This is a genomic window from Aquabacter sp. (assembly GCF_965279295.1).
Taxonomy (GTDB): Bacteria; Pseudomonadota; Alphaproteobacteria; order Rhizobiales; family Xanthobacteraceae; genus Aquabacter.
Window position 1 is genome coordinate 286,690 of record NZ_CBDIHQ010000017.1, and the last position, 14,678, is coordinate 301,367.

Below are 14,678 nucleotides of genomic sequence, written 5' to 3' on the forward strand. Positions count from 1 at the left end.
TCAAGCTCACGCCGCCCGGCGCGGACCCACCGAGGAGCGCGGCGTGAAGCTGTCGGGGTCGGCCGCTGCCCATTCTGCGGAATAGCAGGTGGCCTCCGGCGCCTCGAGCAGCACGCCGGTGGCCAGGAAGGGGTAGAGCTTGTCCAGCGGCTTCGCCTCCACCGGTGTCAGGCGATGCCAGACGTGGTGCGGCGCCAGTTCGCTGGGATGCGCGAGCCCGGCGGCCGCCACAAGGTCCGCCAAAGCGGCGACCGTCTGCTGCTGGAAGTGGGTGACGCGCTGGGCCTTGTCCTCAACCACGAGGCCGCGCTGGAGGTGGGGGTCGTTGGTGGTGACGCCGGTCGGGCAGCCGCCGGTGTGGCAGCGCATGGACATCACGCAGCCGAGCGAGAACATGAAGGCGCGGGCCGCGTTGCACCAGTCGGCGCCCACCGCCATGTTCGCCGCCATGCTAAAGCCGGACGTGACTTTGCCGGCGGCGGCGAGCCGCACCTTGTCGCGCAGCCCGGCGCCCACCAGCGCATTGCGCATGATGACCAGCCCCTCGCGCAGCGGCATGCCCATGTGGTCCGCCAGTTCCTGCGGCGCGGCGCCGGTGCCGCCCTCGGACCCGTCCACCACCACGAAGTCGGGGCGGATGCCGGTGTGCAGCATGGCCTTGGCGATGGCGAAGGTCTCGCTGGGGTGGCCGACGCACATCTTAATGCCCACCGGCTTGCCGCCGGAGAGTTCACGCAATCGCGCGACGAATTCCATCATCTGCGCCGGCGTGTTGAAGGCCGGGTGGCGCGAAGGGGAGATGCAGTCCTCGCCCATCTCGATGCCGCGGATCAGGGAGATTTCCTTGGTCACCTTGGCGGCGGGAAGCACGCCGCCATGGCCGGGCTTGGCACCCTGGCTGAGCTTGATCTCGATCATCTTCAACTGGGGGTCGAGCGCCTTCTCGGCGAACCTCTCGGGGCTGAACGAGCCGTCGCGATTGCGGCAGCCGAAATAGCCCGAGCCCAATTCCCAAACGATGTCGCCGCCATGGATGCGGTGATAGGGGGAGAGGCCGCCCTCCCCGGTGTCGTGATAAAAGCCGCCCTGCTTGGCGCCTAGGTTCAGCGCCTCGATGGCGTTGCGCCCCAGCGAACCGAAGCTCATGGCGGAGATGTTGAGCACTGCCGCGTCGTAGGGCTTGGTGCACTCGCTGCCGCCGACCCGCACGCGGAACGGCTCCTCCTCCACGGGCATCGGCGCCAGAGAATGGGTCATCCACTCGTATTCGGATGCCTGGGTGTCCAGTTCGGTGCCGAACGGCTGGCGGTCTTCCTGCCCCTTGGAGCGGGCATAGACCAGGGTGCGCGCCTGCCGGTTATAGGGCGTCCCGTCCAGGTCCCCCTCGACGATATATTGGCGCAGATAGGGCCGTACCGCCTCGAACATCCAGCGCACCGAAGCGACGAGGGGATAATTGCGCAGCAGCGAGTGGTGCTTCTGGGTAATGTCGAACACACCCACCCAGGCCAGCGGGAACAGGATGCAGAACAGAAACAGCCATGCCGGGCTTCCGACGAAGGACAGCAGCAAGGTGGCGATGCAGGCGAGGACCACGGCGGCAAACGCGCTGTAGCGGCGCATGAGCATCTTGGTGCTGGGTGAGAATGTGTTCGGCATGGTTCCCCCGGTCTGGCTCCTTCTGCGGGAGCCGGCGCGGGGTGCAAACTAGAGCGGCTTTAAGTTTGAGGAAAGATGCGCCGGCCAAGGAGGCCGGCGCTTCCGCCTCACGCCACGCGCGTCAGCTCCGGCGCCACAGCCGTGCCGGATAGCGCCCGCAGCAGCGCCACCTGCGAGGCAAGCTCGGTCCAGTAGCGCGGGTTCAGCTCAAGGTTCAGGATGGCACCCGGTTCCAGCTTCAGAGTGCGCAGCAGATGTTCCCAGGGAATGCTGCCCCAGCCGACCGGCAGGTGCAGGTCGCCTTCCCCAAGACCAAGCTGTTCCGCCTGGTCCACGCTCCAGCTTTCCAGCGGCCGGCCGAAGCTGTCATGGACATGCACATGCCGCGCGAACGGCGCGAGCGCGGCGATCTCGGAGAGGGGATCGAGCTTCGCTTCGGCGCAGCGCAGATAGGCGTGGCTGACATCGAGCGTCGCCCGCACATTGGGGTGGGCGATAGCGTCGATCTCGCCGGCGAGGCGCGAAGGGGTGGCGGTCTCGCGCATGGCGGCGAAGCGGAAGATGTTTTCAAGGCAGAGGGTCACGCCCGCCTCGGCCGCCCGGTCGCCGGCGCGCTGAAGCGCGACGCGCTGGCGTGAATAGGCCACGGCGAAAGTGTCGTCGGGGTCGCGCACGCAGCCGGCGTGTATCACCAGATGAAGGGCTTTCAGGGCGCCGGCAACCGTGATGGCGGCATCCAGCAGGGCGGCGTGCGCGCCGGCCCGCGCGCGCACTTCCATCAGGTTCACCGCCATGGGGCCGTGGATGGTGTAGCCGAAGGGCCGGTCGCGGGTCAGGCGCAGCAAGCGCTGAAGCCGATCTTCCATCACCCGCCCATTGGCGATCAGGGTCCAGGCGTAGATCGGAAGCTCGACGAAATCGACGCCGAGCGCCTCGGCCTCGTCAAGCTTGGCCGGGAGATCGTTGAAATCGGGGTCCTTCGGGCACAGGGAATAACCGATACCGCGAATGGATTGAAAGTGAACGGGCTTTTCCATGATCGGCTTATCCTCCCCGTGAGAACGAATGTATTTCTGGTGCGGATGATGGCCCTTCATCCTGAAGCCTGTGTGTCGGCGTAAATATCTGAAAATAAACAAGATATTTTTTATCGGCCGGAATTCTGCAAAATGGGGGGCGCGCGCTTGGGCTAAAATTCAGCAGATCGCGCCGACCTATGTGCCTGCAGGTCAGCCCCAAAGCTCAAGAATAAGCGCGGGAAAGGGGGAATGACACGCATATTTTACGGTGTGATCAGCAATCGCCGAAAACAGGATCGGACACTGAAATTAGAAAAAAGAGCATCCGATAAAGTTTGGCGAGGAGCGTTTGCTGAACGCCCTCTTATTCCGCAGCGTCAAGGTGGGCTTGGGCGGGGGCAATAACGACCCGCTCGTTTTGAAAATATCAAAACTAATCTGGACGAAATCACTCTAGGGGCACAGCGCCTTCACATCCCGCGCCAGCGACATGGGGTCGAACGGCTTGGCGATCACCCCAACCGCGCCCAGGCTCTTGAAAAGCGAGATCTCGTGGGCCTGGGTCCGGGCCGTGACGAAGGCCACGGGGATGGGCGGCTCAAGGCCAAGCGCGCGCAGTTCGGTGAACGTGGTGCGTCCGTCCATCACCGGCATCATGACATCGAGCAGGATGAGGTCGAGACCGCCTTGGCGCGCCCGTTCCAGCGCGGCGGCGCCAGAGGATGCCGTCTCCACCTCGAAATCGGGATCCAGGCTGAGCGAGAGAGCGACGATTTCGCGAATGTCCGCTTCATCGTCCACATACAGAACGCGCAGGCTCATGCCGGAACTCCGGTCGTCGAGGACTGGGAGGGCGGGGTTTGACGCGCGCGCCCGAGGATTTCGACGACGGCGCCGAGGCCGGTCCGGCTTTCGGCGATCACCTGGTCCAGGAGATGGGCCACCTCCCCATCATGCGAAGCCGTGCTGCACCCGACAATAGGGGGCAGGGTGCCGGCGGGCTGCTGGAGGAGAAGCACCAGTTCCTCGCGCGGCAGGCCGGGGTCGGTGAAATCCACCACCAGGAAGGCGCAGGGGCGCATGGACAGCGCCGCGCGTGCATCGGCGATGGTGGCGGCGGCAATCACTTCAGCGATCCCGCGCGCTTCCTTGGCGAAGGTGCGCCTCGCCTCGCCCGCCGTTACCAGATGCAGCAGGGTGGGGAGCCCCCCATTCGTGTCGATGCCGGCAAGCAAGTGTTCCAAACGGCTTCGCTCGGGGGGCAGTTCGAGCCAGTCGGCCACCGGCATCAGGCCGCCGCCGCTGGTGTTTCGGGCATCGCCTGTGTCTGTCGGCAGGCTCACCAGCATGAGCGGCGTCTCGCGGGTTCGCTCCGCCCGGCGCAGGGAGCGGACCAGGGAGATTCCGTCGCGATCACGCAAATGGGGCGAGACCAGAATGGCGCGGCAGGAGCGGATCGCGGCGCGCCCCTCGCACTCGGCGGCGGTTTCCGCCCGCTCCGCCTCGATCCCGTGTTCCGACAAATCTTTAAGAATGGCGGCGGCGCGCCCGGCGTCGCTCTCCACCACCAGAACGGGGGCGTCTTCATGGGGTTTTTCCGGCGTCGCCTCTGCCAGACGGGCGGGAAGGTCCACATGGAACGTGGTGCCTTCGCCCTCCTCGGTCTCAAAGGAGAGGCGGCCGGCATGCCGCTCGACGATTTCCTTGACGATGGCGAGGCCAAGGCCGGTGCCGCCGCGCTGGCGGGTATCGGTGTTGTCGGCCTGGGCGAAGCGCGTGAAAATGTTGTTGCGGAAGCTGAGCGGAATGCCGGTGCCGTGGTCTTCCACCGATACCCGAACCATCTCGTTCCGGCGCGCCACCACCAGATTGACCGTGCCCTCCGGCGGCGAGAATTTGACCGCGTTGGAAATCAGGTTGGTGAGCACCTGGATCAGGCGGTCATGATCGCCCACCACGGTGGTGTCGGTCTTGGGTGACTGGAAGGCGAGGCGAACCTTGTGTTCGTCGGCGAAGCCCGCGTTCTGCTCCATGGCCTGCCGTGTCACCTCCTCCATGGAGACCGGCTCATGGGCGAAGGTCATGGAGGCCGACTGCATCTTCTCGATGTCGAGAATGTCATTGATGAGCCGCACCAGCCGGCGGCTGTTCTGATGGGCGATCGCCACCAGGCGCTTGGCGGGGGCCGGCAGCGGGCCGGCGGCGCCGCCATCCAGCAGGCCGAGCGAACCGGCAATGGAGGTGAGCGGGGTGCGCAATTCGTGGCTGACCGTGGAGACGAACTCGTTCTTCATGATTTCCGTGCGCTTGCGCTCGGAAATGTCATGGAGGATCGCCACCAGCCGGTTGCCGTCGCTGGCGCGCATCTGGCCGATCACCACATCCACCGGCACGATGGAGCCGTCCTTGCGCCGGCCGGCGAATTCCTGGGCATGACCGCCGTTGACGGCATAGCCCTCCAGCCTGCGCAACAGTTCACCCTCGGTTTCGTCCTCGTCCAGCGCGAACAGCCGAGCGACCGAGGAGCGGGCCAACTCTTCCGGCGTCCAGCCGAACATCCGCACGGTGGCGGGATTGGAGGTTTCGATCAGGCCCTTGTCATTGATGGTGACGATGACGTCCATGGCGCTCGCCAGAATGGCGCGGTGCCGGGCCAGCGTGTCGGCCAGCACCATCTCGGCGCGCCGCCGCCCCATCAGATGAGCGATCATGACAAGGGATGAGCCCGCCACCACCGCGATCGCTGCCGATAGCAGCAGCAGCAGCGTCTGTTTGGTGCGCTGGCTGGCGAGCCGCACCGCATAGGTGCGCGTCTCGGTGTCGGCGACTTCTTCCGCACTGATGGTGTTTACCACGTTGCGGATGCGGTCCATCACCGCCTTGCCGTGCCTGGCCTCCATCACATTGGCGGCGGCAAGGCCGCCTGCGGCGTTGCGGGTCGCCGCCATGTCGCGCAGCAGCCGCATCTCCTCCTCGGCGAACCGCGCGAACTCCGCCAACGCCACTTGGTGCTGCGGACGCCCCCAGGCCATCTTGGTGAGCGCCTCGATATCCGGGCTCACAGTGTCGCGGATGCGGTTCAGCGGGTTGAGGAACTCCTCCCGCCCGGTGACCACATAGCCCAGCGTCCCGCTTTCCGCGCTCAGCAGATCCTCGAAGATGCGCTGGAGATGGTCGCGAATCTGCGAGGAATAGAGCAGGTCCTCTCGCAGGCGGTTGGCCGACGCAAATTCGCGGAAGCTGGAGAAGCCGACCGCCAGCACGATGGCGGCGGCAACGCCGGCGCCCAGCACGCCGATGATAAGCACCCGGCGAATGCCGCGCCGGCGTTTGCGCCGCTCGACCTTCGGGAATGCACGGGGGTCGCTCATGCGGTCCTCGCCGTGCCGGAGAGGCCGGAGCCGTTTTGCTGGGGCGCTGAGGTCACGAGGTGCGATCAGCCAAGGTCAGGCCCATCCAGGCATCAAGGAATTTGTCGAGCCAGAAGCAGACGGCCGGATCATAGCGCGACCAGCCCTCCAGATGCGCCTCCGCCGGCTGGGCACCGGGATGCTTGAGGCGCTCGGCACCGCGCGCCGTCCAGTGGCACATCATCTGCTGCGTGACCTCGGGATGGAACTGAAGCGCATAGGCGTTTTTGCCGTGGCGGAACGCCTGGTTGGGGAAAACGTCGCCCTCCACCAGCAAGTCCGCGCCCTGGGGCAGGTCGAAGCCCTCCGCATGCCAGTGGTAGACATGGCTCGGCCAGGGCAGAAGGCTATTGCCGATCGGGGTCGGCCGCACCGGATAATAGCCGCGCTCGCATAGGCCTTCGGCGTGGCGGTCGACCTTGGCGCCGAGTTGCACGGCCATCAATTGCGCGCCGAGGCAGACGCCAAGCAGCGGCTTGTCCTGCGCCATGACGCGGCCAACGAAGTCGATTTCGGCGCGAATATAGGGGTGGGTGTCGTTGGCGCTCTGCGGGCCGCCGAACACCACGACGCCAGCATAGGAGGACAGATGATCGGGAAGAGGGTCGCCGATGGCGGGCCGGCGTGTGTCAAGACGATAGCCGCGCTGCTCCAGCCGATGCCCGATGCGGCCCGGTACCGAGGTCGCCTGATGCATGATGACGAGGATTCGGCCGGCGTCGGGCGCGGCGGCGCCACTGATCTCCTCGGCCGGCGGCTCGTCAGCTATCTCGCGATCCAATGTCCCCTTCCGCCTCCTCTCGCACCTCGCGGCGAATGCGCACTCGGTCGCGCGAGCCCACGTTCAGCAATTCGGCTGCCCGCCAAACGAGATTGTCCTCGAACTCGGTCAGCCCGCCATCGGCGTAGGCCACCTCGAACATCATCTCCACCACGCGCATGCGGCCCTCTTCGTCGACCGCGCGATTGAGAATGCTGGTGAAAGCATAAAGGTCAACCGCCTCGGCGTCGCGGGCGATTGCGAGTTCGACCAAAGCTTCGGTGCTGCTCTCGCTCAACTCGAAGCGTTCGGCGAGAATTGTTCGGACCACGGCGCGCTCGGCCGGCGTCACGGCGCCGTCGATAGACATGACGTGAACCAGGAGGACCGCGGCGGCGAGCCGATAGTCGTTCTCCTCGAACGCGCTGGCGTCGCGGTGGCCGCCGGTGATCTCGGCGATGAAGTCGGAGAGCACGCGGAACATATGGCCCCCTGGTCGCGCAGCTTATGCTGTGGTGCCACATAAACCGCGGGGGGAACAAGCGAGGACGCGGAAATCCGCGTCCTGCCAATAACTTCTTCGGGAAGTGTTGCTTTCGTGCTGCGGTTTACCGGCTCGGCGTTGCGGGGGAGGGCAAGCGGCTATTGTAGTCGCTTTGAATGCGGGTGGTGGAATCCCCCTCGCCCGGGCGCGGCGTGCGCATGGGCGGGGGCGCCAGATTCTGACGCGGCGCCGGGGGGGCCAGATTTTGTCCAGGGACACCCTGGGACGGAACCTGGGGCACGGGCACATAGCGGGTCTGCGCCTGTGCCGGTCCCATCACAGCCCCGGCCAGCAGCAGCAGGCTCAGCGCCGCTCCGCCTGTCTTCAGAAGTGTCATCTCTCGTCTCCGCCTGGGGCGCCCATCCCGTTGGCTATCAGATGGGACGCGGGAACATGAACCGCTATGGGTCCGTCTTTGGGTCGTTCTACACGGACCTCTGCAATAGGTCGCAGATGCCGCGTATGGCAGGGTAACAAGCGAATAAGACGTTCTGTTTCATCACATTTATCTGGAACGAATGCGGATTTCCAACCCGCCGCCGGGGCGCGGAATACAAGCTTGATCTTAACTTGAGCGCGCAGGAGCTAACAAGGATTTGACCAATAGCGAAGCTCAGACGGCCTCCCGTTTGCCTGGAAAAGCCAGTATGGGAACCCAATTGAAGCCTGTCCCCTCGGGTTGTCTGGCGGGCGGCTAGAAGGCATGTTGGCGCGTCCTGCGTCGCGCGCAGGGTCCTGCGAACAGACGGCCCCGAGGTGTTGGCGCGTGGCGATTCTTGTTCAGTTGCTGTCCCGCCAGAGATCGTTGGCATGGCGCCTTGCCATGGCGGTGGTGGTCATCGGCGCGGTATTCGCGCTGCGATTTGTCCTGTCTTTGTCCCTGCGTGAGATCGCGCCGTTCGCTTTCCAGCTCCCAGCCATTCTGCTCGTGACCCTGCTCGGCGGCCTGACCATCGGCGTGCTGGGCCTGCTGGGCGCGCTGGTGGCGAACGCCGCGCTGGTGCCGGTCGAGGTCTGGCAGGATTTTCCCGCGCTGAGCCCGGCCGTAATCACGCTCGGCTCCTTCCTCGTGAACGGGCTGGTGCTGTGCTTCATCGCGGTGGCCCTGCGCCGCGCGCTGGACGCTCTCCAGCAGACGCAGGATCGACTGGTCGAGACCACAGCAGCTCAGGAGTCCGCGCTCGCCACCCTCGAAGCCTTGCTGGTCCATGCCCCGGTCGGCTTTGCTTTTTTTGACGCGACTCATGCCTTTGTGCGCGTGAATGAGCGTGTCGCCACCTTGAATGGCGCGGCCATCGAGGATCATCTGGGTCGTACCGTCGCGGATTTCGCGCCCGATTATGCTGTCTCGGTCAACGGATACATCGATCGCGTCTTCGAGACCGGAGAGGTCATCTCCAGTGTCGAAATCGAGGGCGAGGTGCCGGCATCCCCCGGCGTCTGGCGCTATTGGCTGACCGGCTTCTTCCCCGTGCGCGAGTCCGGAGAGGTGAGCCTGGTGGGCATCACCGTCATCGAGATCACCGAGCGCAAGGTTGCCGAGCGGGCGTTAGCGGAAAGCGTCAAGCGTTTCCGCGACCTCGCCGAGGCCGTGCCGCAAATGGTCTGGACCGCCGACGCGGGAGGCAAGGGCGACTATTATAACAACCGCTGGGGCGAATATACCGGCAGTCCGTTCGGTCAGGCGTCACTTGAGTGGAACGCCTTCCTCCATCCCGACGATCGGGACGAAGCCCTGAAATACTGGCAAGCCGCGCTCGAGACGTCCGAACCGTTCGGCCGGGAATATCGGCTGCGGTCAGTGGAGGGCACGTTCAAGTGGTTCCTTTGCCGCGCTACGCCGGTGCGGGGCGCGGACGGAAAGGTGCAACGCTGGTTCGGCACCTGCACCGATATTTCCGAAATCGTGAGTGCCCGCGAGGCCCTCTCCACTTCCCGCGAGGAACTGGAAAACCTCGTCCTGAAGCGTACGGCCGAACTGCTGGAAACCAATGCTCGCCTCAAAGGCGAGATCGAGGAGCGGGTGAAGGCGGAGGAACAGCTTCGCCAGGCCCAGAAGATGGAGGCCGTGGGCCAGCTCACCGGCGGTGTGGCACACGATTTCAACAATCTGCTCACTGTCATCATCGGCAATCTGGAGGCGGCGGAGCGCCGGATCCCCGTCACCGATACCGAGATTCGCACATTCCTGGATTATTCCCGCCAGGGTGCGCTGCGGGCGGCGGTGCTGACCCAGCGCCTGCTCGCCTTCTCCCGCCGGCAGCCGCTCGATCCTAAGCCGACCGACGTTAATCGCCTCGTGACCGGTATGTCGGAGATGCTGCGCCGGACGCTCGGAGAGCGGGTCATGGTGGAAACCGTCCTGGCCGGCGGCATGTGGCCGGCTGAGATCGACCCCAACCAGTTGGAGAATGCGATCCTCAATCTGGCGGTCAACGCGCGCGATGCCATGTCGGCCGGCGGCAAATTGACCATCGAGACGGCCAACGCCCATCTGGACGAAGCCTATGCCGCCACCCACGAAGAGGTCGCGCCGGGCCAGTATGTGCTGATCTGCGTGAGCGACACCGGCTCCGGCATGAGCCCGGACGTACGCGAGCGGGCGTTCGAGCCATTCTTCACCACGAAGGGGCCGAGCGAAGGAACTGGCCTCGGGCTCAGCCAAGTCTATGGCTTCGTGAAGCAATCCGGCGGGCATGTGAAGATCTACAGCGAGACCGGGCAGGGCACGACGGTCAAGGTCTACCTGCCGCGTCTCAAGTCGCTCAACACTGTGGAGCCGGCGCCTGTGGACCCTGCGCCGCCGCCGCGCATGGCTTCCAATACAAGCATTCTCGTGGTGGAGGATGAGACAGCCGTTCGCAGGTACTCAGTCTCCACCCTATCGGATCTTGGATACCATGTTATAGAGGCGAACAGCGGCGAACAGGCTCTGCGTCTCCTTGAAGATGGCGCTCGGCCGCATCTTCTGTTTACCGATGTGAATCTTGGTGGCGGCATCAACGGCCGCGTGCTTGCTGAACGCGCCGTTGAGTTCATGCCGACACTGCGCGTTTTGTTCACCACAGCTTACGCACGCAACGCAATCGTCCACCACGGGCGGTTGGATCAGGGCGTGAAACTGCTCACCAAGCCGTTCAGCCAGAATGAACTTGCCGGAAAGGTCAGAGACGTGTTGGAGCAACCGGAGCCGCTGGGTCTCCTCCTTCTCGTGGAGGATGAGCCTTTCGTCGCCATGGTGGCGCGCCAGATTTTGGAAGACGAAGGCTTCGAGGTCAGCCTCGCGGCCACCGCCGCTGCCGGCTTGTCGTTTGCCGAGGCAAACAGCGCCACTCTGGTTGCCGCTGTGGTGGACCTTGGTCTTCCCGACATGCGGGGCGACGCGCTTGTGGAGAAACTTCGCGTCCTTCGGGCTGATCTGCCAATCCTGGTGGCTTCAGGCTATGGCACGGGGGAGCTTCAGGCACTGTTCGCCGATGATACGCATATCGCTCTGGTGGGCAAGCCATACGACAGCGCCGCCCTGCGGCAAGCGCTGGGCGGTTTCGGTTTCAAATTCGGGGAGTGAGGGCGAACGCAACGAAAGCCGGGGAGGGGGGAAGGGGGTGGGCACCTCCGTCGCGTCCGCCACTCGGTGAAGAAACCCAATTTCGCTCTTTGGGTTCCTAGGGTGACGCGATTTTTTTCAGCGCCTCCGGCCGAAAATTAGCGACTGGATCAAACCGACGGCCGCAGCCGCCGCGATGGCTGCCAGCGGGTGGTTTTCGACCGCCCTGGAAACCGTCTCGGTCGCAGCGCCAAACGGCATGGCGCCCATGGATGCCGTGCGCCGACGGGACGGCTTGGCGATGAGAGCAGCCAGGCCCGCCAGCAGGAAGCCGGCGAGACCCGTCAGCAGACCCGCGGCCCATGGCGCAAGCCAGAGCAGCAGGGCCTGGTAAAGGCCAATGCCCAAAAACACCGTGCCGATCCAGACCAGACCGGCGGCAACGAACAACAGACCGGCGCGTAGGGCCACGGGGTTTCCCTTTATCGGCGGAAGAGGATCTGGCCGAGCAGAGCGCCGAGCCCGGCCGCGATAGCGCAGGCAGCAAGCGGTTGTGCCTGGATGCTCTCGCGCAGGCTTTCATACTTTGTTTCGGCCCAGTCTGTCACTTCCCCGATTGCCGCTTCGGCCTCGCCGGTCGCGCCATCGACGCTGTGGCGCGCGGTGCGGCCCAGGGTTTCCACCAATTGCGCGAGATCGCTCTTGAGGGTCGCAATATCGGCCTTCAGTTCCGCGATATGGGCATCGCTGGTGAAGTCCGAGCCGGGGTTCAGGTTCGGCGTGTCCGCCATGAGTTCTCTCCGATGTTCGCTGCGCATCGCCGCCGGAACGGCAGCGCATGGGCGAAACGCATTCTGGCTGGGCTGGTTCCTGGCGGGGGCTTTGCCGTCCCCGCACAATCGTCTGTGGGGACGTTGAAGTCCCCCGAGAAAAATCAGGCGATGCGGGCTGCAGGCTCTGAGTGATCGCGCGCCTCATGGAAGAACAGCGCCTGGGCGATTGTCGCCTTCACGTTCTCGCTCAGGAATGGCTTGGTAATGAGGTAGGTCGGCTCAGGGCGCTCGCCGGTGAGCAGACGATCCGGGAAGGCGGTGATGAAGATCACCGGAACATTGAAGCTCTGCAGGATGTCCGTCACCGCATCAATGCCGGACGAGCCGTCCGCCAGTTGAATGTCGGCCAGCACGAGGCCGAAATTGCCCTGGTTCGCCAACTCGATCGCCTTGGAGTGGGTCGGCGCGACGCCCACGACTTCATGGCCCAGTTCGGTGACGAGGGTTTTCAGATCGAGCGCGATCACCCATTCATCTTCGATGATGAGGACGCGGGTGGCGAGCTGTGCGTCGATCTCGGCCTGTGCGGCGATCACCTGGCTTTCCACCTGGTCCAGCGGAATGGACAGGATGGAGCCGGCCTCGGCGAACGAAAAGCCTTCCATGGCCGTGAGCAGCAGCGCCACGCGGGACACCGCGCCCAATTGCTGGAGCCGCTGGTCGGCACGGCTCGCACCAAGCGAGGCCCCGCTGGGACGACGCGACCAGACTTCCTGACACGCCTTGTAGAGGGCAACGCGCGGGGACAGATCGTGCGCGACGGCGACGCGGCCGTCGATGATCGACTGAAGGGTCTCCTGGACCAACGTATCGCCGGCCTTCTGGCTGCCCAGAAGGGCCCGCGTATAGCGTCGCAGGAGGGGAAGCTGCTTTAAGAGCTGTTGCTGGGCCATGCGCCTCTTACCTCGAACAAAGTCGGCAATAACGCGGCTGTGCGCGAAAAGTTCCCAGGGCTAAGGAACCGCTGGGCATTTCAAGCATTATACCCGCAGACGCGCGTGAAAACAGCAGCCAGCACCAGATTGAGAATTGTTTCGTTGGACCGCCAGAGCGGTTACATGGATTGAGAAGGCCAAGCTGCAGGTTGAGATGCGACGGACGCCGTCGGCGCCGGGCAGCGAAGCGAAAGGGTGGAGTTGGAATGCGGTGGGTGACAGGCGAGGCGGCGCGGGCGCGCCATCGCGAGCGCGCCGCCATCTTCGCATCTGCGGCAGGGCATCCCCGGCACTTACTCGACAGCGTGCGGCGCGGCCTCATCCTGGTCATTCTCATCGCCATCGCTCCCATCGCCTGCGCCAGCATGCTCCAGGGCGTGTTGCAATTGCGGCGCGCGACCGAGGAGGCGCAGCACCGCCTGCTTCAGGGCGCGATTGCCGCCGCCGGCACACAGCAGAACGTCTTCGCCTCGGCCGAGAACGTGCTCCAGGCCCTCAAGAATGTTCAGGCCGTGCGCAGCGGGGGCGGGGAATGCGCCGCCACTCTCTATGGCGCGACCCTGAGCCTGCCGTTCGCCTCCAACATTGCGCTGGTCGGCCCCGATGGCGCGATCCGCTGCTCCGCCCTCTCGCCGGTCGGGCTGGACATCTCGCAACGCCGCTGGTGGATCGAGGCGAAGGCATCCAAGTCCTTTACGCTCAGCGAACGCCTCCTGAGCCCGATCACGCGCGCCGAGATCGTGGCGGGGACGCTGCCACTATATGGCGCGAACGGGGATTTCGAGGGCGCGCTCTCCATCGGCATCGACGCCGGCTGGCTGGACAATCTCTTGAAGCGGGAAACCCCGCTTAGCCAGGGCGTCGCGGCGGTGGTCGATACCGACGGGGAGCAACTGGTTTCCAATGCCCCGGCGGTCAGCAAGCGCCTGTTCGTGCCCAGTGCCGTCGCCGCCAATGTCGGGCAATTGGGCGAGACCCGCGACGAGGCCGGGCGCTCCTGGAGTTATGCGGTGGCGCCGCTCGATCGGCACGACCTGCTGGTGGCGTTCGCACAGCCGAGCGACCAGCTTTTCCAATGGACCACACTGCATGTGGCGGTAAGCTTCGTGCTGCCGATCTTCATGTTGATCTTCACCATCGTCGCCATTTGGCTCGCCACCGACCGGATGGTGCTGCAATGGCTGCTCTATCTCCGGCGCGTCACAGCGGTGTACGCGCAGGGGCATTACGGCTTCCGTCCCTCGCGCATGGACCAGGCGCCGAGCGAGTTCCGCGTGCTGGGAAATGCCATCGAGGACATGGCGCTCGCGATCCGCGAGCGTGACGGCAAGCTGCGCGAGGCCCTAGCCGATAAGACCGCAATGGTGCGGGAAATCCACCATCGCATCAAGAACAGCCTCCAGGTGGTGGTTAGCCTGCTCAGCCTCTACGGCTCCGGCGTCAAGGGCGAGGAGGACCGCAAGCGGTTCGACCAGTTGCGGATGCGGGTCAACACGTTGGCGGTGGTCCACCGGCTCCTTTATGAGGTAAACGAGGGCTCGGAGGTCCGCTCACGCGAGCTTCTGCGCGAGCTTGCGGCGCTGCTCGAAGTCGCGGTAGAGCGCAATGTCCGGATCGTGGTGGATGCCGAAGACGTTGCGTTGCCCACCGACCTTGCCGTCCCGCTCGCCCTCCTGCTCACCGAAATGGTGATGATCATCGCCAATACGCAGGCCCGCCAGCCGGTGCGCATGGCGATCCGGGGCATGGAGGAGGAGGGGTGCCTCGTCCTGCGGATCGACGTATCGGACGCCATCGGCGACCGGCTGGAGGAAGCGAATGCGCCGCTCGCCCACGGTTTCGCGCGCCAGCTCTCGGGCAGCATTCTCACCACCCAGACCCCCGGCGGATCTCAGGTGGAAGTCCGCTTCAGCCCTCGTATTCGCAAGCCCTCCTGATCCCTTTGCCTTTTGATCGGAACCGTAGCGTGCC

Annotated in this window: 12 protein-coding genes; 2 read left to right on the top strand and 10 right to left on the bottom strand. The window is 64.9% G+C overall.

Features of this window, described 5'->3' with window-relative positions; all coding sequences use genetic code 11:
• Positions 1–6: 6 nt before the first annotated feature.
• The 7 genes from ADADO0_RS15970 to ADADO0_RS16000 form a co-directional block, all read right to left on the bottom strand.
• Positions 7–1,659 carry an FMN-binding glutamate synthase family protein gene (locus ADADO0_RS15970; RefSeq protein ID WP_511306165.1) on the bottom strand — a complete coding sequence of 551 codons (1,653 nt, stop codon included), beginning with the start codon at positions 1,657–1,659 and terminating at the stop codon, positions 7–9.
• A gap of 107 nt (positions 1,660–1,766) precedes the next feature.
• Positions 1,767–2,696: a sugar phosphate isomerase/epimerase family protein gene (locus tag ADADO0_RS15975; RefSeq protein ID WP_511306166.1), complete on the bottom strand. Its 930-nt coding sequence runs from the start codon at positions 2,694–2,696 to the stop codon at positions 1,767–1,769.
• Positions 2,697–3,131: 435 nt separating this feature from the next.
• Complete coding sequence (locus ADADO0_RS15980; RefSeq protein ID WP_511306167.1) at positions 3,132–3,500, bottom strand: response regulator; 369 nt, start codon at positions 3,498–3,500, stop codon at positions 3,132–3,134.
• A complete protein-coding gene (locus ADADO0_RS15985) occupies positions 3,497–6,049 on the bottom strand; it encodes a sensor histidine kinase (protein ID WP_511306168.1) in 2,553 nt (850 codons plus the stop codon). Before ADADO0_RS15985 ends, ADADO0_RS15980 begins: the two co-directional genes overlap by 4 nt.
• Before the next feature lie 52 nt (positions 6,050–6,101).
• Positions 6,102–6,869: a glutamine amidotransferase gene (locus ADADO0_RS15990; RefSeq protein WP_511306169.1), complete on the bottom strand. Its 768-nt coding sequence runs from the start codon at positions 6,867–6,869 to the stop codon at positions 6,102–6,104.
• Positions 6,850–7,332 carry a tellurite resistance TerB family protein gene (locus ADADO0_RS15995; RefSeq protein WP_511306170.1) on the bottom strand — a complete coding sequence of 161 codons (483 nt, stop codon included), beginning with the start codon at positions 7,330–7,332 and terminating at the stop codon, positions 6,850–6,852. Before ADADO0_RS15995 ends, ADADO0_RS15990 begins: the two co-directional genes overlap by 20 nt.
• A gap of 124 nt (positions 7,333–7,456) precedes the next feature.
• Complete coding sequence (locus ADADO0_RS16000) at positions 7,457–7,729, bottom strand: hypothetical protein (RefSeq protein ID WP_511306171.1); 273 nt, start codon at positions 7,727–7,729, stop codon at positions 7,457–7,459.
• A 429-nt stretch (positions 7,730–8,158) separates the two neighbouring features.
• Between ADADO0_RS16000 and ADADO0_RS16005 the strand changes: the two genes are divergently transcribed.
• The gene (locus ADADO0_RS16005; protein ID WP_511306172.1) at positions 8,159–10,960 is read left to right on the top strand and encodes a hybrid sensor histidine kinase/response regulator; all 2,802 of its coding nucleotides are present in this window, start codon (positions 8,159–8,161) and stop codon (positions 10,958–10,960) included.
• Between the two features lie 117 nt (positions 10,961–11,077).
• On the opposite strand, the gene ADADO0_RS16010 is transcribed toward ADADO0_RS16005, so the two are convergent.
• The 3 genes from ADADO0_RS16010 to ADADO0_RS16020 form a co-directional block, all read right to left on the bottom strand.
• Positions 11,078–11,410: a hypothetical protein gene (locus ADADO0_RS16010; RefSeq protein WP_511306173.1), complete on the bottom strand. Its 333-nt coding sequence runs from the start codon at positions 11,408–11,410 to the stop codon at positions 11,078–11,080.
• An 11-nt stretch (positions 11,411–11,421) separates the two neighbouring features.
• Positions 11,422–11,730 (bottom strand): hypothetical protein, encoded by a 309-nt coding sequence (locus tag ADADO0_RS16015; protein WP_511306174.1) that lies wholly within the window; start codon positions 11,728–11,730, stop codon positions 11,422–11,424.
• A 143-nt stretch (positions 11,731–11,873) separates the two neighbouring features.
• Positions 11,874–12,665, bottom strand: a complete 792-nt coding sequence (locus tag ADADO0_RS16020; RefSeq protein ID WP_511306175.1) for a response regulator — start codon at positions 12,663–12,665, stop codon at positions 11,874–11,876.
• Between the two features lie 248 nt (positions 12,666–12,913).
• Between ADADO0_RS16020 and ADADO0_RS16025 the strand changes: the two genes are divergently transcribed.
• Positions 12,914–14,644: a sensor histidine kinase gene (locus ADADO0_RS16025; RefSeq protein ID WP_511306176.1), complete on the top strand. Its 1,731-nt coding sequence runs from the start codon at positions 12,914–12,916 to the stop codon at positions 14,642–14,644.
• Positions 14,645–14,678: the final 34 nt, after the last annotated feature.